This window comes from Brevibacterium sp. 50QC2O2, assembly GCF_024580675.1.
Lineage (GTDB): Bacteria > Actinomycetota > Actinomycetes > Actinomycetales > Brevibacteriaceae > Brevibacterium > Brevibacterium moorei.
Map to the genome: position 1 here is coordinate 33,086 of NZ_JANIJZ010000006.1, position 25,380 is coordinate 58,465.

The 25,380-nt window shown below is 68.0% G+C and carries 20 protein-coding genes; 13 read left to right on the forward strand and 7 right to left on the reverse strand.

The genetic code is table 11. The features are described 5' to 3' along the window. Window positions 1-31: 31 nt before the first annotated feature. The 8 genes from NQ038_RS06560 (at window position 32) to NQ038_RS06595 (ending at window position 13,123) form a co-directional block, all read left to right on the forward strand. Complete coding sequence (locus tag NQ038_RS06560; protein WP_257046606.1) at window positions 32-1,246, forward strand: acyl-CoA dehydrogenase family protein; 1,215 nt, start codon at window positions 32-34, stop codon at window positions 1,244-1,246. 30 nt (window positions 1,247-1,276) lie between these two features. Next, window positions 1,277-2,029, forward strand: a complete 753-nt coding sequence (locus tag NQ038_RS06565; protein WP_257046605.1) for an SDR family NAD(P)-dependent oxidoreductase — start codon at window positions 1,277-1,279, stop codon at window positions 2,027-2,029. A 40-nt stretch (window positions 2,030-2,069) separates the two neighbouring features. Continuing rightward, window positions 2,070-3,269 (forward strand): acetyl-CoA C-acyltransferase, encoded by a 1,200-nt coding sequence (locus tag NQ038_RS06570; protein WP_257046604.1) that lies wholly within the window; start codon window positions 2,070-2,072, stop codon window positions 3,267-3,269. Window positions 3,270-3,358: 89 nt separating this feature from the next. Next, on the forward strand, window positions 3,359-5,029 hold the full coding sequence (locus NQ038_RS06575) for a class I adenylate-forming enzyme family protein (protein ID WP_257046603.1): 1,671 nt from the start codon (window positions 3,359-3,361) through the stop codon (window positions 5,027-5,029). A gap of 102 nt (window positions 5,030-5,131) precedes the next feature. After that, a complete protein-coding gene (locus tag NQ038_RS06580; protein ID WP_257046602.1) occupies window positions 5,132-6,823 on the forward strand; it encodes a class I adenylate-forming enzyme family protein in 1,692 nt (563 codons plus the stop codon). Between the two features lie 28 nt (window positions 6,824-6,851). After that, entirely contained in the window at window positions 6,852-8,564 is a 1,713-nt protein-coding gene (locus NQ038_RS06585) for an AMP-binding protein (RefSeq protein WP_257046657.1), read from the forward strand. A 5-nt stretch (window positions 8,565-8,569) separates the two neighbouring features. Next, complete coding sequence (locus NQ038_RS06590) at window positions 8,570-11,788, forward strand: carboxyl transferase domain-containing protein (protein WP_257046601.1); 3,219 nt, start codon at window positions 8,570-8,572, stop codon at window positions 11,786-11,788. A 24-nt stretch (window positions 11,789-11,812) separates the two neighbouring features. Beyond that, entirely contained in the window at window positions 11,813-13,123 is a 1,311-nt protein-coding gene (locus tag NQ038_RS06595; protein ID WP_257046600.1) for an MATE family efflux transporter, read from the forward strand. A 28-nt stretch (window positions 13,124-13,151) separates the two neighbouring features. Here the strand turns inward: NQ038_RS06595 and NQ038_RS06600 are convergent, their stop codons facing one another. The 3 genes from NQ038_RS06600 to NQ038_RS06610 are packed head-to-tail and all read right to left on the reverse strand — an operon-like array spanning window position 13,152 to window position 16,562. Next, complete coding sequence (locus NQ038_RS06600) at window positions 13,152-14,438, reverse strand: C4-dicarboxylate ABC transporter substrate-binding protein (protein ID WP_257062151.1); 1,287 nt, start codon at window positions 14,436-14,438, stop codon at window positions 13,152-13,154. 32 nt (window positions 14,439-14,470) lie between these two features. After that, window positions 14,471-16,024: a TRAP transporter large permease gene (locus tag NQ038_RS06605; protein ID WP_257046598.1), complete on the reverse strand. Its 1,554-nt coding sequence runs from the start codon at window positions 16,022-16,024 to the stop codon at window positions 14,471-14,473. A gap of 28 nt (window positions 16,025-16,052) precedes the next feature. Continuing rightward, a complete protein-coding gene (locus NQ038_RS06610; protein WP_257062153.1) occupies window positions 16,053-16,562 on the reverse strand; it encodes a TRAP transporter small permease in 510 nt (169 codons plus the stop codon). Between the two features lie 208 nt (window positions 16,563-16,770). Between NQ038_RS06610 and NQ038_RS06615 the strand changes: the two genes are divergently transcribed. Next, a complete protein-coding gene (locus NQ038_RS06615; protein ID WP_257046596.1) occupies window positions 16,771-17,271 on the forward strand; it encodes a GNAT family N-acetyltransferase in 501 nt (166 codons plus the stop codon). 5 nt (window positions 17,272-17,276) lie between these two features. Here NQ038_RS06615 and opgC read toward each other — a convergent pair whose 3' ends face one another. Beyond that, window positions 17,277-18,425 (reverse strand): OpgC domain-containing protein, encoded by a 1,149-nt coding sequence (gene opgC / locus NQ038_RS06620; RefSeq protein WP_257046595.1) that lies wholly within the window; start codon window positions 18,423-18,425, stop codon window positions 17,277-17,279. A gap of 86 nt (window positions 18,426-18,511) precedes the next feature. Between opgC and NQ038_RS06625 the strand changes: the two genes are divergently transcribed. Next, complete coding sequence (locus NQ038_RS06625; RefSeq protein WP_257062154.1) at window positions 18,512-19,045, forward strand: adenine phosphoribosyltransferase; 534 nt, start codon at window positions 18,512-18,514, stop codon at window positions 19,043-19,045. 45 nt (window positions 19,046-19,090) lie between these two features. Beyond that, entirely contained in the window at window positions 19,091-20,671 is a 1,581-nt protein-coding gene (locus NQ038_RS06630; protein ID WP_257062155.1) for a carboxylesterase/lipase family protein, read from the forward strand. Here NQ038_RS06630 and NQ038_RS06635 read toward each other — a convergent pair. Beyond that, window positions 20,668-21,942, reverse strand: coding sequence for an MFS transporter (locus NQ038_RS06635; RefSeq protein ID WP_257062217.1), 1,275 nt, complete (start codon window positions 21,940-21,942; stop codon window positions 20,668-20,670). The two genes, NQ038_RS06630 and NQ038_RS06635, sit on opposite strands and share 4 nt — an antisense overlap. Window positions 21,943-22,028: 86 nt before the next feature. Between NQ038_RS06635 and NQ038_RS06640 the strand changes: the two genes are divergently transcribed. Continuing rightward, window positions 22,029-22,904 carry a tyrosine-protein phosphatase gene (locus NQ038_RS06640; protein ID WP_257062156.1) on the forward strand — a complete coding sequence of 292 codons (876 nt, stop codon included), beginning with the start codon at window positions 22,029-22,031 and terminating at the stop codon, window positions 22,902-22,904. A gap of 18 nt (window positions 22,905-22,922) precedes the next feature. Here the strand turns inward: NQ038_RS06640 and rraA are convergent, their stop codons facing one another. Next, window positions 22,923-23,390 (reverse strand): ribonuclease E activity regulator RraA, encoded by a 468-nt coding sequence (gene rraA / locus NQ038_RS06645; protein WP_257046591.1) that lies wholly within the window; start codon window positions 23,388-23,390, stop codon window positions 22,923-22,925. Between the two features lie 56 nt (window positions 23,391-23,446). Between rraA and NQ038_RS06650 the strand changes: the two genes are divergently transcribed. Continuing rightward, window positions 23,447-24,259 carry an HAD family hydrolase gene (locus tag NQ038_RS06650; RefSeq protein ID WP_257062158.1) on the forward strand — a complete coding sequence of 271 codons (813 nt, stop codon included), beginning with the start codon at window positions 23,447-23,449 and terminating at the stop codon, window positions 24,257-24,259. A 44-nt stretch (window positions 24,260-24,303) separates the two neighbouring features. Here NQ038_RS06650 and NQ038_RS06655 read toward each other — a convergent pair whose 3' ends face one another. Next, a complete protein-coding gene (locus tag NQ038_RS06655; RefSeq protein WP_257046589.1) occupies window positions 24,304-25,371 on the reverse strand; it encodes a calcium/sodium antiporter in 1,068 nt (355 codons plus the stop codon). Window positions 25,372-25,380 lie beyond the last annotated feature (9 nt).

The window sequence follows — 25,380 nt, forward strand, 5'->3', positions numbered from 1 at the left end:
CACCAGGAATGCACGACACAAGGGAGTGACAGTGAACAACCTCTTCGAACAGACCGCTCGTGGCCAGGAATACTATGACAGGGTAAAGGCCTTCATGGACGAATTCGTCTACCCCGCCGAACCCGTCTACCGGCGGCAGATGGCCGAGGCCGCCAGCCCCCATACGCAGCCGCAGATCCTCGAGGACCTCAAGGCCAAGGCCAAGGAGGCGGGGCTGTGGAACCTGTTCCACCCCCACGCGGAATGGGGTCCGGGTCTGACCAACCTGGAGTACGCGCCGCTGGCCGAACTGATGGGCCGCTCGGGTGGTCTGGGGCCCGAGGTCTTCAACTGCAATGCCCCCGACACCGGCAATATGGAGGTGCTCACCCTTTTCGGGACTGATGAGCACAAGGAGAAGTACCTGCGCCCGCTGCTCGACGGCACCATGGCTTCGGGCTTCGCGATGACCGAACCGGCAGTGGCCAGCGCCGATGCCACGAACATCGAGATGGTCATGAAGAAGGACGGCGACGAGTACATCCTCGAGGGCCGCAAGTGGTTCACCTCGAACGCTCTGCACCCCAATTGCCAGGTGCTCATCGTGATGGGCAAGACCGATCCCAATGCGGAGAAGCATCGCCAGCAGTCCATGATGGTCGTGCCGATCGACGCCCCGGGGGTCACCGTGGTGCGCAATCTCCCGGTGTTCGGCTACGAGGACCGGGAGGGTCACGCGGAGATCATCTTCGATCAGGTGCGGGTGCCTGCCAAGGACGTCCTCAAGGGCGAGGGCGAGGGCTTCGCGATCAGCCAGGCCCGGCTGGGGCCCGGCCGCATCCACCACTGCATGCGCGCCATCGGCGCCGCCGAGCGCGCGCTCGAGCTCATGTGCAAGCGCGCAGAGGAGCGGGTGGCCTTCGGGTCCAAGCTCTCGGAGAAGGCGAACATTCAGGATTGGATCGCGGAATCGCGCATCGCCATCGACCAGGCCCGGCTGCTGACCCTGCAGGCGGCGTACCTGATGGATACCGTGGGCAACAAGGTGGCCCGTACGCTGATCTCGGAGATCAAGGTCGCGGCACCGGAAATGGCACTCAAGGTCATCGACCGGGCCATCCAGGTGCACGGCGGCGGCGGCGTTACGAACGACTTCCCCCTGGCGGAGATGTATGCGCATGTGCGCACTCTGCGCCTGGCGGACGGACCGGACGAGGTGCACAAGATGACCATCGCCCGGCACGAACTCAAGAAATACCGTAAGTGATTCGACCGACAGGTCGTGAAGGAGACAAGAATGACCCAGCGTACCGCAATCGTCACCGGCGGGGCCCGTGGAATCGGCGCGGCCATCTCGAAGCGCCTGGCCAAGGACGGACTGGCCGTCGCCGTCGTCGACATCCGTGAGGAGGACACCCGCGGCGTCGTCGAGGAGATCAACGCCGCAGGCGGCCAGGCGATCGGCATCGGCGCCGACATCACCGACGAGGCCGCCGCCAATGCGGCGGTGGAGAAGATCGCCGAGGAACTCGGTGCGCCGACCGTGCTGATCAACAACGCCGGTATCATCCGCGACCATATGCTGTTCAAGATGCCGCTGGCGGACTTCCAGAAGGTTCTGGCCGTTCACCTCGAGGGCAACTTCATCATGACGAAGGCCGCGCAGAAGTACATGGTCCAGGAGAACTTCGGCCGGATCATCTCGATGTCCTCGACCTCGGCGCTGGGCAACCGCGGCCAGGCCAACTACTCGGCGGCCAAGGCGGGCATCCAGGGCCTGACGAAGACCTATGCGATCGAACTCGGCCGCTACGGCGTGACCGCCAATGCGATCGCCCCCGGGTTCATCGAGACCGATATGACCAAGGCCACCGCGGAATCCGTCGGGGTGTCCTTCGAGGAGTTCACCAAGGCCGCCGCCGCGCAGATCGACGTGCGCCGTACCGGCAAGCCCGAGGACATCGCGCACACCGCCTCGTTCCTGGCCAGCGAGGGCGCGGGCTTCGTCTCCGGGCAGGTCATCTACGTCGCCGGCGGCCCGAAGAACTGATCGGCCCCGCCGGGCAGCCGACGCAATCGAAAGAGGAACAATGACCGATGCAGTGATCGTCTCCACCGCACGCACGCCGATTGGCAAAGCGTACCGTGGGGCCTTCAACAACACCCAGTCCCAGGAACTCGCCGGCCACGCGATCGCCAATGCGGTCAAGCGGGCGGGGCTGGAAGGCGGCGAGATCGAGGACGTCGTCTTCGGCGCCGCCGTCCAACAGGGCGCGCAGTCCATGAACTTCGGCCGGCAGGCGGCGCTGCGCGCCGGGCTGCCCGTGACGGTCGCCGGCCAGACCGTCGACCGGCAGTGCGCCTCGGGTCTGATGGCGATCTCGATCGCCGCCAAGCAGATCATCGCCGACGGGATGGACATCGCCGTCGGCGGTGGCGCCGAATCCATCTCCCTGGTGCAGAACGAACACCAGAACACCTTCCGCGCGAAGGACCCGTGGCTGAGCGAGAACCATCCGGGACTCTACCTGCCGATGCTCAACACGGCCGAGGTCGTCGCCGAACGCTATGGCGTCACCCGCGAGGCGCAGGACGCGTATTCGCTGGAGAGCCAGCGGCGCACCGCAGCCGCGCAGGAAGCCGGCCGCTTCGACGCGGAGATCGTGCCGCTGACCGCGACGAAGCTCGTCATGGACAAGGCGACCAAGGAGGTCTCCGAGGAGACGGTCACGCTGGGCAAGGACGAGGGCAATCGCCCTTCGACCACGCTCGAGGGCCTGTCCTCACTGCAGCCGGTGCTGGCCCCCGGAGTGGCCTCGGCGAACCCGTCGATCACCGCGGGCAACGCCTCGCAGCTGTCCGACGGCGCCTCGGCTGCGGTGCTGATGAGCGACGCCGAGGCCTCGCGCCGGGGCCTCGAACCGCTGGGCATCTACCGCGGCATCGCGGTGGCCGGCTGTGAGCCGGACGAGATGGGCATCGGCCCGGTCTTCGCTGTGCCGAAGCTGCTCAAGCGCCACGGGCTGACCGTCGACGACATCGATCTGTGGGAGCTCAACGAGGCATTCGCGGTGCAGACCCTGTACTGTCGTGACCGCCTGGGCATCGACCCGGAGAAGTACAACGTCAACGGCGGCGCCATCTCGATCGGCCACCCCTACGGCATGTCGGGCGCCCGGATGGTCGGGCACGCCCTCATCGAGGGTAAGCGCCGCGGTGCCAAGTACGTCGTCGTCACGATGTGCATCGGCGGCGGACAGGGCGCGGCCGGCCTGTTCGAAGTGGCCTGACCGAGCCCGAACTCATCGGTTGGAGCGTGCCCGGGGCCAAGCGCCCCGGGCACGCTCGTCTATGGAGAAAGTGAACGGAAGAAGTATCGATGGCACCCGAAAACCGACCCTGGTTGAACACCCTGGCCCGCGAACCGCGCTATTTGCGCGAGCTGGAGCCCACGACGATCCCCGCGTTACTTCAACGCGCACTGGCGGAGGCGGGGGAGTCGACCGCGGTGGAGTACTTCGGGTGGACCTGCAGTTGGCGCGAACTCGACGAACACGCTCAGGCTACCGCGGCGTACCTGGCCGAACGCGGCTTCGGGCCCGGCGATGCACTGGGGATCTATCTGCAGAACGTGCCCCACTATTATTTCGCCGCTCTGGCGGCCTGGCGGCTCGGCGGGGTGGTGGTGCCGCTGAATCCGATGTACCGCGACGAACTGGCCCATGTCTTCGCGGATGCTTCGGTCAAGGCCCTGGTGGTTTCGGCTGCGGCGTACAACGACCGGGTCAAGGACTATGCTGCGGACCTCGACATCGTCATCACCTGCAATGATCGGGGCCTGGTGGAGCTCGAATCGGAACGCGTCTTCGGATCGTTCCCGTCCCATATCGAAACCGACAGGGACGAACTGCTCGATGTGATCGAACGCCACCGCGGAGCCCGCGTCGACCAGGCACCGGTCACCGTGGACACCCCGGCGCTCTACGGTTACACCTCGGGAACCTCCGGCAAGTCCAAGGGCGCGGTGCTCACCCACGGGAACCTGAGTGTCAATGCGGTGATCAACCGCGAATTCCAGGGCTATCGACCACCGTTCACCTTCTTCACCCTGGCCCCGGTGTTCCACATCACCGGTCTGGTCACCCAGTTCCTGGCCAATATCGCCGTCGGGGGCACCCTGGCGATGAACTACCGTTTCGAGGCCTCGACGACCCTGGAGATCTTCCGGCGGACGCGTCCGAACTACATGGCCGGTCCCGCCACCGCCTATATGGCGTTGCTGGCCCACCCCGACTTCCACGGGGACGACTTCTCGTCCTTCGACCAGATCATGTCGGGCGGAGCCCCGCTGCCCGCGGCCATCCTCGCGAAGTTCGAGGAGCGCACTGGCCGCTACATCGGCCAGGGCTACGGGCTCACAGAGACCAGCGCGCAGTGCGCGGTGGTACCCAAGGGCTTCCGTGCCCCGGTCGACGAGGAGTCGGGGAACCTGTCCTGCGGGCTGCCGATCGCCAGCGTCGACTTGCGGATCCTGGATGAGGACGGCCGCGAAGTCCCCCAGGGCGAGGTGGGCGAGGTCTGCGTGTCAGGGCCCATGGTCACCGGCGCATACCTGAACAACCCGGAGGCGACGGCGCGCGACATCCCCGCCGGAATGCTGCACACCGGGGACGTGGGCTACCTCGACGCCGCGGGCTGGCTGTTCATCGTCGACCGGATGAAGGACATGATCAACGCCTCGGGCTTCAAGGTGTGGCCGCGCGAGGTGGAGGACGCGCTGTATCTGCTGCCCGAGGTGCTCGAGGCCGCCGTGGTGGGCGTGCCCGATGAGTACAGGGGTGAGAGCGTCGTCGCCTATCTCACGCTGAAGCCGGGCCGCAGCCTCACCGAGGCCGATGTCATCGCCCATGCGCGCAAACATCTGGCCGCGTTCAAGGCCCCGCATCGGGTCGTCATCGCCGAGGCGCTGCCCAAGACGGCATCAGGCAAGATCCTGCGCCGTGAATTGCGCGACCAGGCGAGCGGGCGGGAGGACGAAACGTCCAGGTGAGCAGTGGTCCCGCGTTGAATGAACGAACGTTCGGGATATTATGAAGAAGTGACCGGCGGCACAGCCCGTCGGCGCCGGAACACGATGAAGTGGAGGACACCGATGTCACTTTCGACCGATCGCCCCTGGGTGACGACGCTCTCGAGTGAGCCGAAGTACATCCAGCCCCTGGAACCGACCACAGTGCCCGAACTCCTGGCCGCCGCAGTGGCCACGGCACCGGAGGCTCCCGCCGTGAAGTATTACGGGTGGGAGGCCACCTGGGCCCAGATCGACGAGCAGGCCGGCGCCCTCGCGGCGTACCTGGCCGAACGTGGCTTCGGGCCCGGCGACGTGCTCGGCATCTATCTGCAGAACGTGCCGCACTACTACGTGGCGGCCCTGGCCACATGGAAACTCGGCGGGGTGGTGGTGCCGCTGAATCCGATGTACCGCGACGAACTGGCCCATGTCTTCGCGGATGCTTCGGTCAAGGCGCTGGTGGTTTCGGCTGCGGCGTACAACGACCGGGTCAAGGACTATGCTGCGGACCTCGACATCGTCATCACCTGCAACGATCGCGACCTGGTGCAGGTGGAGGCCGAACGCATCTTCGGCGCCTTCCCCGCGCAGATCCCAACCGGGCGCCCCGATCTGTCCGACATCGTCAAGGAGTACTCCGGCCGCAGCGTTCAGCAGGCTCCGGTGACGCGGGAGTCCCCTGCGATCTACGGCTACACCTCGGGAACCTCCGGCAAGTCCAAGGGCGCCGTCCTGACCCACGGGAACCTGACGGTCAACGCGATCATGAGCCGGGACATGATGGACTACGGTCCCGGCAATGTGATGTTCACCCTGGCGCCGGTCTTCCACATCACGGGCTTCGTCTGCCAGTTCCTGGCCAATATCGCCTGCCGCTCCGCACTGTCGATGAACTACCGGTTCGATCCGGTGACCTCGCTGGAGATCTTCCGCCGTGACCGCCCGAACTACATGGCCGGCCCGGCCACCGCATTCATGGCGCTGCTGGCCGTGCCGGGATTCGAGGCCGCGGACTTCGAGTCCTTCGATCAGATCATGTCCGGCGGCGCGCCCCTGCCCGAGGCGATCGTTGCGAAGTTCGAGGAGCGCACCGGCTACTACATCAGCCAGGGCTACGGGCTCACAGAGACCAGCGCGCAGTGCGCCCTGGTGCCCAATGGCTTCCGCGCCCCGGTCGACGAGGAGTCGGGGAACCTGTCCTGCGGGCTGCCCCTGGCCTCGGTGACGGTTTCGATCCTCGACGACGAGGGACACGAGCTGGCGGCCGGGGAAGTGGGAGAGGTCTGTGTGTCGGGGCCCATGGTCACCCACGAGTACCTGGGCAATCCGGAGGCCACGGCGCGCGACATCCCCGGCGGATTGCTGCACACCGGCGATGTGGGCTACCTCGACGCCGAGGGCTGGCTGTTCATCGTCGACCGGAAGAAGGACATGATCAACGCCTCGGGCTTCAAGGTGTGGCCGCGCGAGGTGGAGGACGCCCTCTACCTGATGCCCCAGGTGCTCGAGGCCGCCGTGGTGGGCGTGCCCGACGAGTACCGCGGTGAGAACGTCGTGGCCTATGTGACCAGGCAGCCGGGCAGTGAACTGAGCGAGGCCGATGTCATCGCCCACGCGCGCAAACACCTGGCTGCATTCAAAGCACCGCACCGGGTCGTGATCATCGACGAGATGCCCAAGACCGCATCGGGCAAGGTACTGCGGCGCGAACTACGCGCCACAGCCCGTGAGACGGCCGAAGCGGCGCGGACCGCCGCCGGCGCAGAAGACTGAGACGAATACTCGAAGGAGAGTGGAACATATGGTGGGCAATGGGGAATGGTCGAAAGCGGCCGCGGAACTGGAAGCGCTGCGGACACTGCGCCCGGCCTCGGTCCCGGGGGAGATACCACGCGCCGACTACGAGCGGCCGCTGAACGAATTCCTCATCAGGTGGGCCGAAGAGCGGCCGCACACCACCGCGATCCACTTCTACGGCCGCGACATCGACTATGCCGAACTCGAGGAGCTGGTCGCAGCTGCCGCGGGCTGGTTGCGCGGCCAGGGCGTGGCCGCCGGCGACCGGGTGGGCGTGTTCATGAGCAACTGCCCGCAGTTCATCATCGCGCTCCTGGCGATTCTGCGCCTGGGCGCGGTGCACCTGCCGATCAACCCGATGTTCCAGGCGCGCGAACTGGCACACGAACTGCGCGACGCAACCCCGCGGGTCGTGATCGCGCAGGCGGAATTCCAGCCTCTCATCGAACGCGTCCTGGCAGACCCCGAAGCCGGCGTCGACGCCGATCTCACGGTGGCCTACACCCAGTTGGCCGACACACTGACGGGACCCGCTGTGCCCGCCGCGCCGTTTGCCGCCGCCAGTGGGGACCTGCCCAGTGACTGGGCGGACATCGTCTCCCATTCTCCGGCCGCCCCGGCCGAGGTGGATCCGACCGCCCTGGCGGTGCTCAACTACACCGGCGGGACGACGGGTCTGCCCAAGGGCTGTGAACACACGCAGGCCCATATGGTCTACTCGGGCCTCAAATCGCACGCCGGCCGTGGACATGTGCCCGGCACCGACGCCGAACCCGAGGTGATCCTGGGCTTCCAGCCGATCTTCTGGATCGCGGGGGAGGACTTCGCAATCCTGTCCCCGCTGGTCGACGGCTCGACCCTGGTGTTGATGAGCCGCTGGCATCCGGGTGTGGCCCTCGAACTCATCGCCGCGCAGCGGGTTTCCACCCTGATCGGCCTGGGCGACAGCTACTGGGAACTGCTGGAGGAGCCCGGCTGTACGGCCCAGACGCTGGAGAGCCTGCGCGACTGCACGGCGATCAGTTTCGTGCGCAAGCTCGACCGGGACCTGCGCACGGCCTGGCGGGAGGTCTCCGGGACGACACTGCGGGAGGCCTCCTACGGAATGACCGAGACGCACACGGCCGACACGTCGACCCTGGGCCTGCAGGACGGGGACATGGACCTGGCCAAGGAACCCGTGTACTGCGGATTCCCCGTGCCCGGCACGCGGATCGTCGTCGTCGACGCCGATCTGAACCCGGTTCCGGTGGGCGAATCCGGCCAGATCATCGTGAGCTCCCCCTCGGTGATGACCGGCTACTACCGCCGGCCCGAGGCCACCCGCGACTCCCTGGTCGACGGCTGGCTGCTCACCGGCGACACCGGACGCTTCGACGAGCACGGGGCGCTGACCTATTTGGCGCGGACCAAGGAGATGATCAAGGTCAACGGGATGAGTGTTTTCCCCGCCGAAGTCGAAACGCTGCTCAAGGCCCATCCTGCGATCGAGACCGTCGCCGTTGCCCCGCGCGCGGACGAGCGCAAGGGCCAGGTGCCCGTGGCCTTCACCATCCTGACGGCGGGCTCCGCCGCCACCGCCGAGGAGCTGCGCACATGGGCGCTGGAGCAGATGGCCCGTTACAAGGTCCCGGAGTTCGTCTTCGTCGAGGCGATGCCGATGACGGCCACGGGCAAGATCCGCAAGGTCGAACTGTTGGAGAGCCTGGAGAAGTGACGCACGTGAACCGAGCCCCCGTCCTGTTGGTCGCCAACCGCGGGGAGATCGCCGTGCGCATTATGCGCACCGCCCGTGATCTGGGCATGACAACCGTCGCCATCCACCCCGCCGATGACGCGGACAGCCTGCACGTGAGCCTGGCCGACCGGGCGGTCGAACTGCCGGGCCTGGGAGCAGGGGCCTACCTGGACATCGCCGGACTGGCGGCCGTGATCGGCCGCGTGGGCGCCGATTACGTCCACCCCGGTTACGGATTCCTGTCCGAATCCGCAGAGTTCGCCAGGGCGGTCGCCGCCGCCGGCGCCGTATTCGTCGGTCCCCGCCCGGCGGCGATCGAAGCCGTCGGCGATAAGGACAGGGCGAAGACACTGGCCGCAGGACTGGGGATCAACACGATACCGGCCACCGGCGTGCTGGCGGGGCCCGAACAGGCCAGGGCCTTCCAACGTGAGGCCGGGGGCCCGATCGCACTCAAGGCAGTCGCCGGCGGCGGGGGCCGGGGGATCGTGCCGATCGGCCCCGCCGATGATGTCGACGCCCTGTTCGCCAGGGCCGCCGCCGAGGCCGCGGCGGGCTTCGGCGACGAGCGGCTACTGGCCGAACGCTGGCTCACCGGCACCCGCCACATCGAGGTCCAGGCGCTGGGCACAGCCGAGGGGATCAGGATCCTGGGCGATCGGGACTGCTCCCTGCAGCGCCGCCGCCAGAAATTCCTCGAGATCGCCCCGGCTACGGTGCCCACGGATATCCGGACGGCGATCCACGCGGCCGCAGGCACCCTGCTGGAGGCGATCGACTACACCCAGCTGGCCACCGTCGAATTCCTGGTGACCGACGACGACTGGTTCTTCCTCGAAGTCAACCCGCGCATCCAGGTCGAGCACACGGTGACGGAGGAGGTGCTGGGCATCGACCTGGTGGCCGCCCAGCTGCGTCTGGCCCAGGGACTGGAGATGTCCGCTCTGCCGGACGGGCAGCCGACGGGACGGACATCGGTGCAGGCGCGGATCACCGCCGAGCGGATGAGCGCTGACGGCACGGTCCACCCGGCGACGGGCACTCTGGCATCAGCCGACTTCCCCCTGGACCGGCATGTGCGAGTCGACACCTGGGTGCGTTCGGGTACCCGGATCGGCGCGAGCTACGACACCCTGCTGGCCAAGCTCATCGTCACGGCCGATGACTTGGAGACGGCCGTGGCCCGACTGGACCGGGCACTGCTGGAGACCCGCATCACGGGGGTGGAGACGAACATCGGCCTGCAGCGCGCGGTCATCGCCGCGGGCCTGCCCGGCCACGCGGATACCGGCACCTTCGATGCGCGCAGCGCCGAACTCCTCGCCTCGATCCCGGAGACCGGAACGGGGCCCGATGCGGCGCCGGCCAAGGCCACAGAGGCGCCCGCGGTCGAGCTGGCCGTGGACGAGACCCCGGTACCCGCCCCACTCTCGGGTACCGTCGTCTCGCTCGAGGCCAGGCCTGGCGAGTTGGGCCTCATCGAGGCGATGAAGATGCACCATGCGATTCCCGCCCCACCCCACACCGCGGCGCGCGCCCTGGTGGCAATCGGCGACACCGTGACCGAGGGCCAGCCCGTGTTCGCGATCGTTGCGGGCAATACCGACCGGACGGGGGCTGCGAGCACCGAGCTGGTCGACCACCCGGCAGTGGCAGAGGCCGTGGCCAGGCACGCGGGAACAAGTGATGAGGCACACCCGGCCGACGTGGAGAAGATCCATCGCCGGGGTCGGCGCACGGCCAGGGAGAATCTGGCCGAACTGGTGGTCCCCGGCACGTTCGTCGAATACGGCGGCCTTGCGATCGCCGCCCAGCGGGCCAGGCGCTCGCACGCCGATCTGATCGACCGGACCCGCGGGGACGGGCTGGTCGGCGGGATCGGCACAGTGCGCACGGACCGTGGGGACGTCCGCGCGGTCGTCATGAGCTACGACTACACGGTGCTGGCCGGCACCCAGGGAGCGCGCAACCACGCCAAAACCGACAGACTCCTCCACGTGGCAGGGGACACCGGCCTGCCCATCGTCTTCTTCTGCGAGGGCGGCGGCGGGCGGCCCGGCGACACCGACATCCCTCCGGGCCCCCAGCTCAACGTCGGGACGTTCGCCGCGCTCGCGGGCCTGCGCGGGCGGGTGCCGCTGATCGCGATCGCCTCGGGCCGCTGTTTCGCCGGCAACGCGGCGCTGGCGGGAGTGTGCGATGTGATCATCGCAACGGAGGACCTCAACCTGGGAATGGGCGGCCCGGCGATGATCTCCGGTGGCGGCCTGGGCGACTACCGGCCCGAGGACGTCGGCCCCGTCCGCGTGCACCGTGATTCGGGAGCCGTCGACCTGGTCGTCCCCGGCGACGCCGAGGCCGTGGCTGCCACCCGTGACTACCTGGCCATGTTCGCCGCAGGCGGAGCGGGTGAGGGAGCCGCTGCGGGTGGGCAGGAGGACGCCACCGGTGGAACCGAGCCGGCTGCGCCCGATAGGGCCGCAATCCTACGGGCAGCGGTGCCGGCCGACCGGCTACGTGCCTTCGATATGCGCTCCCTGCTGCGCCATGTCTTCGACGACACCGGTTTCACCGAGTTGCGCTCAGGTGCCCGCGGCGGGGCGATCTGCGGTTTCGCGCGGATCGACGGCGCTCCCGTCGGGTTCGTCGCCAATGACAATCGGCACCTGGGCGGGGCCATCGACGTGGACACCGCGCGGAATCTGACCCAGCACCTGCGCCTCGTCGAGTCCTATGGCCTGCCGCTGGTGGCCTTCATCGACACCCCCGGCTTCATGGTCGGACCCGAAGCCGAGCGGGAGCCCGGCGTGCGCGCCTTCGGCGACCTGTTCTGCGCCGGCGCCGCGCTGACAGTGCCCACCGGCTCCGTGGTGATCCGCAAGGCCTACGGGCTCGGGGCGATGGCGATGAGCTTCGGCTCGCTGCACGAGACCCGTTTCACCGTAGCCTGGCCCTCCGGCGAACTGGGCCCGATGGGGCTCGAGGGCGCGGTGCGCCTGGGGTTCTCCAAGGAGCTGGCCGCGGTGCCGGAAGGCGAGGAACGCGATGCGCTGTTCACCCGGCTGCTCGACCGCCTCTATGAGCAGGGCCGGGCCATGTCGGCGGCCGAGACCTTCGACATCGACGACGTCATCGACCCTGCGGACACGCGGGCGTGGCTGGGCCTGTTGCACGATGAGCGGGGTAGCCGGATCCGGTCCTGAGCGGTCCGCCTAGGATGGGACATCGTGCACTCACGCGATAAACAGATCATCGCCCTGGCGCTGCCCGCCCTGGGCGCCCTGGCGGCCGAACCGGTCTTCCTGTTGGCGGACACCGCGATGGTCGGCCATCTGGGACCGGAGGCCCTCGCCGCGCTGGCCCTGGCGGGGGCCCTGCTGCAGACGGTGCTGGGCCTCATGGTCTTCCTCGCCTACGCCACCACGCCGCGGGTCGCGCGCTTCCTGGGCTCGGGCGATCGACCGGGGGCGATCGGCGCTGGGATCGACGGGATGTGGTTGGCTGCCGCCACCTCGGTCATTCTGGTGGCGGCCGGCCTGCCCCTGCTCGACACGGCACTGGGCTGGTTCAACCCGACCGCCGAGGTCGCGGCCCTGGCCCGGGAGTATCTGACGATCTCCTGGTGGGGCCTGCCGTTCATGCTCATCGTGATCGCCGGCACCGGGCTGCTGCGCGGGCTGCAGAACACGAAGGTGCCGTTGGCCATCGCGGCGGGTGGTTTCGCCGTCAACATCGCACTCAACGCCCTGTTCATCTACGGCCTCGACCTCGGTGTGGCGGGCTCGGCGCTGGGCACCGTGTGCGCACAGGGACTCATGTGCCTGACCTATGCGTGGATCGCGGTGCTGGCGGCTCGGCATTACGGTGCCAGGCTGCGGCCGGATTTCCATGGGGTCTTCCACGCCGCGCGGATGTCGGGCTGGCTGCTGCTGCGCAACGCCTCGCTGCGGGCCGCCATCCTGGTGCTGGTCGCCCTTGCCGCAGCTCAGGGGACCGTGCAGCTGGCGGCGGTGCAGGTCGCCCAGACGCTGTTCAACAGCCTGGCCATGGTGCTGGACTCACTGGCGATCGCCGGGCAGGCGCTCATCGGCCTGGAGCTGGGGCGCAGGCGGCGCGCCGAGGTCCACGCCGTGCACCGGCGCCTGATCGGCTGGGGTGTGGGTTTCGGCACCATCACGGGCGTCGTCATGGCCTGTCTGTCGCCCTGGCTTCCGGCGCTGTTCACCTCGGACGAGCACGTCCGGCCCGCATTGACGGTCCTGATCCTGGTGCTGGCCGCAAGCCTGCCGCTGGGCGGCTATGTGTTCACCCTCGACGGGGTGCTGATGGGCGCTGAGGATTCCCGCTATCTGGCCCTGGCACAGCTGGGCGCATTCCTGGGATTCGCCCTGCTGTGCTGGCTGGGGCACCTCGCCGGCTGGGGTACCTGGGGCCTGTGGGCCTGCTTCTGCTGGGGCTTCCTGGCCTTCCGTGGGATCGGCCTGGGCCTGCGGATGCGCGGCGATGCCTGGATCGAACGCGCAGAGGCCCGCGGCTAGACTGCCGCGGGCCCCTGCGCGCCGGTGATCAGGAGGGTCGGCGGGGGAGGATGACGTCCTGGTAGACCGCCTCGCCCATCGGGCGGTAGTCGCTCTTCGGGTCGTACCACTCGTCGAAGTCCGCTGTCGTGCCCTTGTCGGAGTAGCCGAGTTCCTTGGCCTTAGCCGTCCACTTCCTGGCGGCCGCCTCGACCCGTTCGGCCAGATCGTCGCCGGCGATACCGGACTCGGCGATCTTCTTGCGGTTCTCCGAGTTGAAGGCCGCCACGTCCTTCTGCAGTGCATCATCGAAGCGTTCGATCTTGCCGCCTGCCTTCTTCGCGGCCGTGACGGCTGCCGCATTGCCGCCGATGCCGGTCTGCAGCTGTCCATGGAAGTGGTCGGCGTAGACGTCGAAGATGATCTGCCGGTAGCCCAGGGGCAGCTCGGCGAACTTCTTGCCGGCGACCAGGGAGCTGGCGCTGCGGGAGATCGACGTGTCGGTCATATAGCCGATATTGGGGGCGACCTCGAACAGCCCGCCCTCGGCCGCGGTGACCAGCTGCGCCAGCGAACAGTCCACGGTGCCCCGCTGCATGGCCTCGAAGGCCTCGGTGTATTCCATGGAGACGGGGGAGGCGCCGATTCGGCTCATCAAGCCACTCTGCGCCTTCGAGGCGATGCGGACCTGCCTGCCCGGATAGTCGGATTCGGAGACCCCGGTCTTCGTGCAAACCGAGTAGTAGCCACCCGAGGCGATGAAGGGGGCGATCGGGTAGACGCTCTGATCCTCGTATTCTTGGAGTACCTGAGGAGTGTTCCAGGCGACATCGACGCCCACGGCGTTCGTGATCATCTCCCCGGTGTAGGGCGAGGACGGAAGCCCACCGAGGGCCTCGCCCACGGCATTGGTGGCGGGGAACTCCGCGGGTTGGTAGACCGGCAGCGCCAGTGCCAGGTCCACGCGCCCGTCGGACAGGGCGTCGAACAGTTCGGAATAGCCGGCGATGGCCTGTCCCCACACCGTGTCGACCTTGATCTTCCCGCCCGAGCGCTCCTCGATGGCCGCGGCCAGGACGTTGCCCGAGGGGGCCTGGATGGAAGCCGCGGACGCCGCCGAGGGCTGGAAGGTCAGTTCCACCTCGGGCAGGTCGGCCAGTGCCGCGTCGATGGTCGCCTGGTCGGCGCCAGGCGCATAGCCTCCGCCTCCACCGCCGGCCAGTCCTCCGGAGGTGCCGCCTGCCACGGATCCGGCACAAGCGCTCAGGGCCAGGCTCAGGACGCCGGCTATGAGGGGGAGGCCGAGTGTGCGGAGGCGGCTGCGGCCTGGTTTCATGGGGTTCTGCCTTTCGGAAGGTGACTTGCTGATCACTGGGCGCCTCCTGCGCGTTCGAGCAGAGCGGGGAGCCAGTCGGTCATCTGGGGAACCGCGATCATCAGGACGAGGAACAGGACCGCAACGGGCAGGAACCAGGTCAGGGAGACGAAGACGTCCTTGAGCGTGATGGTCTGGCCCAGGTTCACCGCGGGGTTCTTGGTGATGTTGTGCACGATGAAGGACAGGATGCCCACGGGCGGGGTGATCATACCGAGTTCGCCCAGTAGAACGACGAACACTCCGAACCACAGGGGATTGACATCCATGGCGGACAGGGTGGGCAGCAGGATCGGAACGGTCAGCAGCATCATCGACATGGTGTCGAAGAACATGCCCATCACCAGGTAGAGCAGCACCAGGATGAGCAGGAAGGCGAAGCGGGAGAGGCCCAGCCCCGTGATGTACGAGGTGATGGCAGGGGCCAGTCCGGTGATCGCCAGGAGCTTGGTCAGCATCTCGGCGCCGATCATGATGAAGAAGATCGAGGCGGTGGCCGAGACCGTGTTCATGGCGGCTACTGCCACCTTGCCCAGCGGTTTGTCCTTACGGGTGTGGATGAGGGTCAGGATCATCGCGGTGCACGCGGCCGCGGCACCGGCCTCGGTCGGGGTGAAGGCACCGGAGAACATACCGCCGAACAGGACCAGCATGATGACGGGGAAGCCCCAGATCTCCCCGAGCGAGGAGAAGCGCTCCTTCCACGTGGCGGTGGAGCCCCCGGCGGCGCCGGGCCGTCTGCCGACCAGGGAGGGCTTGACGAAACCGATGAGCAGGATGAACAGCGCGAAGGTCACGGCGATGAGGATGCCGGGTACCGCGCCGGCCATGAGCTGGGGGCCGACGGGAACCGATGCGATACCGGCGAAGACCACGAGCAGGATCGACGGGGGGATGAGCGCCCCGGGCAGACCCGCGACGATGACCGTGCCCACCGCCATGCGCTTGTCGTATCCGGCCTTGAGCATTTCGGGGATGCCGGTGCGGCCCAGGGTGTAGGTCATGCCGATGGTCGATCCCGAGACCGAGGCCAGGCCGGCTCCGGCTGCCGTGGTGCCGATGCCGATGCCGCCCGGCAGCCAGGAGAACCAGCGGTCTGTGGCGCGGTAGATCTTCGCCGCCATCCCCGACTGGGCCAGCAGCATGCCCATGAAGATGAACATGGGCAGGACCGAGTAAGACCATTTCGAGACGGTGTGGAAGGGTGCGGTGGCCAGGATGTTGACGGTCGCCGGGATGCCGGAGAGGCCGTAGACGCCGATGACCGATGGAATGGCCAGGCTCAGGGCGACGGGGACGGACATGAACATGAGCACCAGCATCATGGCCAGGCACCACAGTCCGGCCACGGGGCCGGTGGGGGAGAGGAAGAAGCCGATGAGGGTGACGGTGAGCAGGACCAGGCAGACGGCGAAGCCGGTGCCGCGTGGTCTGCCACGGCGGTGCGCCCTGGGCAGGAGGGTGGTCGGGCCGGTGCCGGTTCCGGCGGTGCCTGTAGTGGTTGACCGGTCGGCGGGGCTCGCCGTGGTCGTTGCGTCGGGGTTCATAGGGACCTCGGATTCGTACGTGTTGGGATCAGAGCGCCGATTCGGCGGGGTCGACGGTGGCGCTCGCAGTGCGGTCGACGGGGACGAAGACGTCGAGGACGTAGCACAGCGTCATGACGAGGAACACCAGGGGGACCAGGAAGTACACCGGCCAGGTCGTGATCTCGGTGACCCCGGCGGTGGCGCCGATCGTCATCTTCTCGATCGCCTCCCGGAGGCCGAACACCATCAGGCAGGCGCTGAGCAGCCCTCCGGCACATGCGGCGAAGATCTGGCAGGCCCGGGCGGAGGTGGGGCCGAGCCGCTCGGTCAGCAGAGTGACCGTGATGTGTTCGCGTTGCAGGTGGGCCGCGGGGATGCCCAGCAGCGCGATCGCCGGCAACCACCAGAAGGACACGATCTCATTGGTGCCGTAGAGGGGAGCGGAGAAGAGGAACCGGGACAGGGCGTGGGCGATGACGTGGAGCATCATCGCGACCACCGCGATGGCCGTCAACGCGGACAGGATCCGGTTGAGGATGGAATGGGCCTGCTGCATATGAAGCCGCCTTTGCCTTCATGAGGGATGGGATGGTCTGGGGGTGGGAACGGGATCGGCGATGATCCCACTGGATCGAAAGGTGCAGGAGAGCGGAGTCACCTACAATGCATCAGAGTATAGAAAATGCATTTTATGTGCAAGAAGTATGTTTCTGTGTTTCTTCAGGATGTTAGATGCCTGCTCATAAGCGACTACAGTTGCAGACATGGTGAAGATCCTCCCCGTAGACCCGAGCCCGGCCGGCGGCGAGTCGCTGGCACCGTTCCTCGCCGCCAGCGCGAACTGGTCGCTGGACCGTCCCGAACTCACCGCCGCGCAGGCCCTGCGCGATCCACAGCTGTCCGGTTATCTGGCCGGCTGGGGGCGGCCGGGAGATATCGGGGTGCTGGCCGTCGCGGACGACGGTACGGGGGTGCTCGGCGCTGCCTGGGCGCGTATTTTCCCTGCGGCCGAGGCCGGTGCGGGCTTCGTCTCCGAGACGATTCCCGAACTCCTGGTAGCGGTCGATCGGGACAGTCAGGGCTCCGGCCTGGGTACTCGGCTGTTGCATGCGCTGTTCGGGCTGCTGCGCTATAACGGTGCCACCGGGGTGTCGGCCGGTGTCGCACAGACCAACTCGGCCATCGGCCTGTTCGCCCGCCTGGGGTTCCGCGAGGTCGGCACGGGAGAGGGCATCGCGATCCTGCTCAAGGACCTGTGCGCCTGAATCGGCTACTGCGGTAGCAGTCGCTGGACGCTGCGCCTGCCCAGCAGGAACCAGATGATACCGATCGACAGCAATCCCTGGATCGTATTGACGACCACCCCGTGGGGCACGAAGACCAGCACCAACAGGGGCAGAACCAGTGCCTGGAGACAGTAGGCAGTCAACGACATGGTGCCGAAGGGCAGTAGGAGCCAGCCCAGGTACTTCTCCAACGGAGTGCGCAGGATGTGGAACAGGGCCAAAAAGCCCGCGAACCACAGGAAAGCCAGAGCCACGCGGCCCGGCATCGTCGGGTTGTTCGAGAAGAAATCGGCGGTGGCGGGCTGGAACCACTGGTAGAAATCCCACAGGCCGATGCGATCCCAGAACCCGGGAGCGTGCACCGTCAGCCCGCTCAGGCTGGTCGTCGTGACGAGCAGGACGACAAGGGTCCAGCCGAAACCGGTCTTCAACCCGGCGCGCCCGCGCAGCCAGGCGCGCACGTCCTCGAACCGATAGCCCATGAGTGCGGCTCCGAAGAAGTACAGCTGCCACTGCAGTTCCGCATCGGGGATCTCCTGGAGGAAACTCAGCGCGTAGACGGCCACGCTGAGCAGGGCGGCCAGCCAGGCCAGGCGCCGGCGGACGAACCACAGGAAGATCGGGGTGACGGCCAGCATGACCGCGTACAGGCGCAGGAAGTAGATCCAGTCGTTGAACGCGTCCATGGTGACCAGATGGCGCAACAGGGCGAACGGAGTCGCCAGCTGGTCCTCGGTCGGCAGCTTGGGCAGGCGGCCATCCCCGCCGACCAACAGGGTGAAGCCGATGATCGCCAAGGAGATGCCGATGCCCCACAGGTAGAGCTTCAGGGCCCGGCGCAGAAGCACCACGGTGAGTTCGCGCAGGGGTTTGGTCCGGCCCTTGTAGGCGCGGATATAGCCGATGAGGAAGCCAGAGACCAGGAAGAAGCCCTCGGCGGCCGAACCCCATAACAGGCCCTTGCCGCTGAGTAGGTACAAAGGCGAGGGCCACATCTGCAGGTGGTCGAGGATGATGACGATGACGAAGAACCCGCGCAGCAGGTCGAGCTCCACGATCCGCCTGCGCACGGGTGAAGCGGGCTGTGGGTCCGGTGGGGTGCCGCCCGCTGCACTGTTCGCCTTGTCGTTCATCATCTCCATGGTAAAGGTAACGGTTGGGTAACACTGGCAGCGGGCTGTCTGCGGGCTGTGGTGGTGGGGCGGGATATCCTTGAAGCGTGTACGAAGCCACAGCCCCCGCCCTCGCCCGCGCCCAGTCCCTGATCCGCTCGATCCCCGATCACCCCGAGCCCGGCATCGTGTTCCGCGACGTGATGCCGCTGTTGGCCGACGGCCCCGCCCTGCACGCCACGGCAGCCGCACTCATCGCCCCGTTCGCCGATTCCTTCGATGCGATTGCCGGCGTGGAGGCCCGCGGGTTCCTGCTGGCCGGCGTGGCGGCCGGACTGTGCGGGTGCGGTCTGGTCCCGATCCGCAAGGCCGGCAAACTTCCCCGGCCGGCCGGGCACCAGGAGTACACGCTCGAATACGGCAGCGCAACCATCGAAATGCAGACGGATCTGCCCGCCGGTTCGCGCATCCTGCTCATCGACGATGTATTGGCCACCGGCGGCACTCTGCGCGCCAGCCGTGAGTTACTGCAGCGGCTGGGATACGTGCACGCGGGGACCGCGGTGCTCTTCGAGATCGCGGACCTGGGCGGGCGGGCGCGCCTGGCCGACGACACCCTGCGCACGGTGTTCAGCGCCTGAGAGATCGCCGTGTAGAGGTGTGATGGGACCCACTACTATGGACGCATGAGCGATCCAAAGGCGGACACCGCCGTGCACTTCGACCCCATCCCACCGACCCCGGACAGCCCCGCCGGCCCCCTGCGACACACGACCGAGGGCCCCGTGCGCGGGCTGGCACAGGGGGCGACGGACGCCTGGTACGGGATCCCCTTCGCCGCCCCGCCGGTGGGCGAGCTGCGGTTCCGCAGGCCGGTCCCGCCCGCAATGCGCACGACCGTATTCACTGCGGATTCCTGGGGTCCCGCTCCCGTCCAGACTCCCAGGCCGGAGGCCTTCGGCGGAGTGGGCGAGAACCCGGAGATGGACGAGGACTGTCTGACCCTGACGATCGTCACCCCGCACACGGAATCACACGGGCCCCTGCCCGTGCTCGTGTGGATCTACGGCGGTGCCTTCGCCATCGGCGTCAATCGCAACTACGACGCCAGGGTGCTGGCCGAACGCACCGGCTGTGTCGTGGTCAGCCCCAACTACCGGGTGGGGCCCTTCGGCTTCATCGACTTCAGTGCCCTGTCCGGCCCCGAGCACGTCTTCGAGTCAAATGTCGGCCTCTACGATCAGATCCGTGCCCTGGACTGGGTACGCGAGAACATCGCGGCCTTCGGCGGAGATCTCGCAGCGGTCACGGTGTTCGGCGAATCGGCCGGAGCCATGTCCGTGCTCGCCCTGATGGCCATGCCCGACGCCCACGGGTTGTTCCACCGGGCGATAGCCCAATCCCCGGCCCCGGCCTCCATGCTCTCGGTCGAACAGGCCGGCCGGTGGGCAGAAGTGCTGCTGGACGACCTCGCCACGGATCAGACGAGCAGTGCCGAGCGCGCCCAGCGCCTGGCCCGGGCCTCGGCCGCCGAGCTCCTGCAGGCCTTCGAGGCCCTGAACGAACAGGCCCCCGAGCTGGCGCCGGGACTGATGATCTGCGGACCCGTGGTCGACGGGGAGTCGCTGCCGAGCGCACCGCTGGCGGCACTGGCCGATGGGAGTGCGGCGGCGGTGCCACTGCTCATCGGCACGAACGACAACGAGGGCACCCTGTTCGCCATCGGAGCGCAGGCCGGGGGAGGGGAGACGATTCCCGTGCTGCCCGAGACCCTCGAGCGCGTCTTCGCCGCGGCACCCGGCTGGCCCGAGGTACTCGCGGCCTACCCCGACTACCCCCGCGACGCGCCCCGACTCGGCGGTGACGCGGTCTTCTGGTACCCCACGGTGTGCGCGGCGGAACTGCACGCGCGCCACAACCCGGTCTGGCTCTACCGTTTCGACTATGTCTCGGAGGACCCCCGGTTCGGTGCCTTCGGGGCGACCCACGGAGCCGAGATCCCCCACGTCTTCGGGCGCTCGCGGGCCACGGTCATGGCAGAGGGGGACTCCGCCGGCGACAGCCGTGATGCGCGGTTCTCCGCCCGGATGATGGACCTCTGGGGCTCCTTCGCGCGGACCGGGCAGCCAGGTGGCGACTGGCCCGGCTTCGACGAGCGCGAACGCCGCACGTTGATCCTCGATGCGCAGCCGCGGGTGGAGTCCGATCCCCGCTCCGCCCGGCGCGCCGCCCTGGCGGCCTATGTACAGGGAGCCACCGGGGACTAGGCCCGGCCGTCGGCCGAGTGGGCGGCCAATTCGTCGTCGACGACGGCGGACTTGGCCGCCCGGAAGCCCAAGAGGGCCAGGACCAGTCCCAGGATGATGAGGACCACCAGAATCGGCATCCAGCCGCCGATCGCACCGTGGACGGTGCCGACCAGGAACGGTCCCGCGGCCGCCAGCAGATAGCCCACCGGCTGCGCGAACCCGGACAGCCGCGCGGTGACCATGGGGTCGCGGGTGCGCGCTGTGATCAGGCTCAGCGCGGTGGGGAAGCACAGGCCGCCCAGGCCCAACAGCAGCGCCCAGGCCAGCCAACCGGCAGCCGGCGCCACCAGGATGCCCGCATAGCCGGCCGTCATCAGCAGGGCGAACAGGACCGTGAATGGCCACAGATTCTTCGCCCGCGCGGTGATCGTCGGCATCACCAGACCGCCCAGGATCTGCATGAAGCCCGTGATCGCCAGCGCGAGCGAGGCCTGGGATGCCGAAGCGCCACCGTCACCGAGCATTGTGGGCAGCCAGCCCATCTGGATATAGGCATTCATCGACTGCAGACCGAAGAACAGCATGATGGCCACGGCCGTCGGCGACTTCCAGATGCGGGTGTGGGCGGCCCTGTCCGTTGCAGTCGCCGGTGGCAGGTCGTAGCCGGCCCTGGGCCAGACGAAGACCCACACGAGCAATTGGACGGCTCCGGCGATCGCCCATACGGCCAGTCCCCAGCGCCAACCGTCGGCGCGGGCCCCGAACGGCAGCGCAGTCAGCGGGGCGATCGTCGAGCCCACGCCCAACAGCGTCGAATACACGGTCATGAGCGCCACGGTGCGGACCCCGCCGTGACGCTTGATGAAGGCCGGCAGCAGCACATTGCCAACGGCGATGCCGATGACGCACAGTCCGGTCAGGAACACGAACGACCAGATGCCGCCCACCCAGGGCCGCAGTGCCAGTCCCACCAGCTCGATCAGCATGCCCAGGGTCAACGCGCCGGTCAGACCGGTCCGCCGTGCGATCGGAACCGCCAGCACTCCGAATACCGCGAAGCACAGGCCAGGCAGCGCGGTGAGCAGTCCGGCCAGAGTGGGGGTGCCGCCCAGCTCGCCCACCGCCTGATCCAACACCGCTCCCAAGGAGGCCACAGCGGGCCGGAGATTGAACGCCGCAACGAACACGGCGATGGCCACCAGGCCGGCGGGTACCAGAGGGGACAGGGGATCCTGCCGGCCCAGCGGCGGGCGTGCGGCAGGAGGGACAGCGGCGTCATTGCGTTTCATCACTTCGCCAAGTTATCAAGCCATCGAACCGCGCGGACACCCAGTCCACCTCCGGCAGCTGCCAGGCGTGGTCTAAGCTCACAGACATGACGATGACGCCACAGCCCAGTTCCACCCGGACTCCCACGCCCCAGACCTCCGACGAGGGCCCGCATGCGGCGGACCCCGCCGACCTGGCCCACCGTCGGCGCAGGGTCAAGGGCATCGTCAATCTGCGCGATCTGGGCTCCATCCCCGTCGCCGGAGGACGCATCGCATCGGGTCTGCTCTACCGTTCGGCCGGGCTGAACAGGCTGCGCCCGGAATCCTTCGCAGACTTCACCGCCCTGGGCATCGAACGAGTCTACGATCTACGGACCGGCCCGGAGCGCGACCACGCCCCGGATAAGCACCCGGCCGGGGTCAGCCTGAGCGTATGCGATGTCCTGGCCGACAGCGAACACTCCGCGGCAGCCCACACCGGATCGGCCTCCCAGGACCCAGCGCAGGTCGCCCGCTTTCTGCGCGCCCAACCGGAGGGCGCCTACCTCAAACGGTCGTACCGCGACTTCGTGATCCTGCCCAGTGCCAGGCGCGCCTACCGCGAGCTGTTCACCGCGCTCGCCGCACCGGAAGCCGGCGGGGCGGCCCTGTTCCACTGCACGGCGGGCAAGGACCGGACCGGCTGGGCGGCGGCCTCGCTCCTGCTCCTGCTGGGCGCGGACCCCGATGACGTCCTCGCCGACTACCTGGCCACGAACGTGGACTACCTGCCCAGGCAGGAGGGGTACCTGGAGCGCGCCGAGGCCCAGGGCATCCCGCGCGATCTGCTACTGCCCATGCTCGAGGTCAGACCGGAGTACCTGGAGACCTCACTGGCCCAGGTGCGCCAGGACTTCGGCGGAATCCGCGGCTACTTCGTCGATGGGCTCGGACTGGCAGACGACGCGCTGGAACGGCTGGGGGAGCGCTTCGTGTCCTAGCCAGGCGGGCCCGGGCACTCAGCGTTCGACCAGTACTCCGTCGGAGTCGGCCCAGACGTGCTTGCCCGGAGTGAACAGCACCCCGTCGATGGTCACGGGCACGTCGACCTCGCCGGCGCCGTCCTTGGCCGACTTGCGGGGATTCGATCCGAGCGCCTTGAGTCCCAAGTCGAGCGCGCCGATCTGGGCGCGGTCGCGGATTGCCCCGTTGACGATCACCCCTGCCCAGCCGTTGGCCGCTGCTGCGGCTGCGATGAGATCGCCGACCAGGGCCGATTCCAATGCGCCCCCGCCGTCGACCACCAGCACGGCGCCATCGCCGGGGGTGTTGAGGACCTGCTTGACCAGCGCGTTGTCACGGTGGCAGCGCACCGTGCGCACCGGACCGTCGAAACTGGAACGTCCTCCGATCGATGCCAGTTGCAGGGACAGGGAATCGAGTTCTTCGCCGCGCAGATCGTATAGGTCGGCAGTCGTCATGCTCATGTGTGACAGGTTACAGGCCCGCCCTGGCACGGTCCGGCCGGCGGTAGGATGGTCCGGTGCCATCTCCACGCCTCATCGCCACAGACCTCGACGGAACCCTGCTCGATCCCAGCGGACATGTCAGTCCGCGGACCAGGGCGGCCCTGGACGCCGCGCGGGCGGCCGGTGTCCCCGTGGTGCCCGTGACCGCCCGCAACCCCAATGGACTACGGGCGATCGGCGCGGAAACCGGCTTCGATTCCTGGGCCCTGTGCGGCAATGGGGCCTACGGCCTCGACCTGGCCACCGGCCGTGTCCTGTACACGGTCGAGGCCGCCCCCGAAATCCTCACCCCGTTCGCCACCGCCCTGTCCAGCCGGGTCCCCGGCGTGGTCTTCGGCGCGATCAGGGACGCCGGCGAAGGATTCGTAGCCGAGCCCGGTTATGCCGCACTGTCGAGTTTCGACGATCACAAACGCGATCCGCACACGATGCACGGTTCCACCCGGGCCGAGGTGGTGGGTGCCGCCAGCCTCAAACTGGTCTTCCGCCACGCCACGGTCTCCACCGCCGAGCTGTTCGCAGCTGCCAGGGGGCTGGGACTGAGCGGTTTCGAGATGACCCTGTCGGGCGCGCCCTTCGTCGAGCTCATGGCCGCCGGAGTGACCAAGGCCAGCGGCCTCGACCGGCTGTGCGCCCACCTGGGAATCAACCGCAGCGAGGTCGTGGCCTTCGGTGACGGTCTCAACGATGTCGACATGCTGGCCTGGGCCGGCACAGGCTACGCGGTCGCCAACGCGGGCGAGGCCGTGCGGGCAGCGGCAGACCTCGTGGCGCCGTCGAACGCCGAGGACGGATTCGCCGCGATCGTGGAGGACCTGCTGGCCTGATCCTGCAGGCTCCCGACTCCGCGTCGTCGCTGCGGAGCCGGGGCTCAGGCCCGGGTGGCGATGAGGAACCCCAGATAGACCGCATAGGCGGCGATGAAGAGGAACCCCTCCGTCCGTGAGATCCGTCGGCCGGTGAGGAAGACCGGAATGCACAGTACGGCGACGGCAACCATGATCGGGATGTCGAGGCTCACCAGAGTGGGGTCGATGTGCACGGTCCCCGGGGTCACGAGCAAAGAGACACCCAGGACCAGGGTCAGGTTGAACGTCGAGGAACCGATCAGGTTGCCGATGGCGATATCGCGCTCGCCGCGGATCGTCGAGAGCAGGGTTGTGGCCAATTCCGGGGCACTGGTGCCGATCGCCACGATCGTCAGGCCGATGAAGGCGTCGGAGACCCCCGCCGCACGCGCCAGTTCCTCTGCTCCACCCACCAGCCAATCGGCGCCCTTGACGATGACGAACAGTCCGATGGCCAGCAACACCAGCTGGCCGGGCAGGTACCAGCGGCCGGCGTTCGTCGTCCGTGTCCGTGCAGCGGTGGGGATAGCCTTGTCGCCCGGTGCCGCCGGGACCAGGGGCACCGGGCCGGTGCGGGCATCGAGGCCGGCGGAGACCTCGGCCTCCGTATGTGCGATTTCGGGCCCTGCGCCGGCGGCCCGCTGCCGGCGGACATAGACGATGAGCAGGGCTGTGTAGGCCAGGGCCGAGGCGAAGAGGACCGCCCCGTCGAACGTGCTCAGGGTGCCGTCGGCGGCCAGTGCCCAGAACAGCAGCGAGGCCACGACGATCGTGGGCAGGTCCAGCCGCAGGGTCTGCCTGTCCAGGGGCAGGGGGAGCAGAGCGGCGGACAGCCCCAGGAGCAGCAGGATGTTGACGACGTTCGTACCAGCGATATTGCCGATCGCCAGGGATCCGGTGCCCGCGTGGATCGCATCGATCCCCACGGCCAGTTCGGGTGCCGACGTGCCGATGGACACGACGGTCAGTCCGATGACGATGGGCGGGATGCCCAGGCGGGATGCGATCTTCGAGCCAGAGCGCACGACGAGTTCGGCACCGCCGATCAGGGCGATGAGGCCGATGAGCAGGCTGAGGATCGGGGCGATCATGGTATCGAG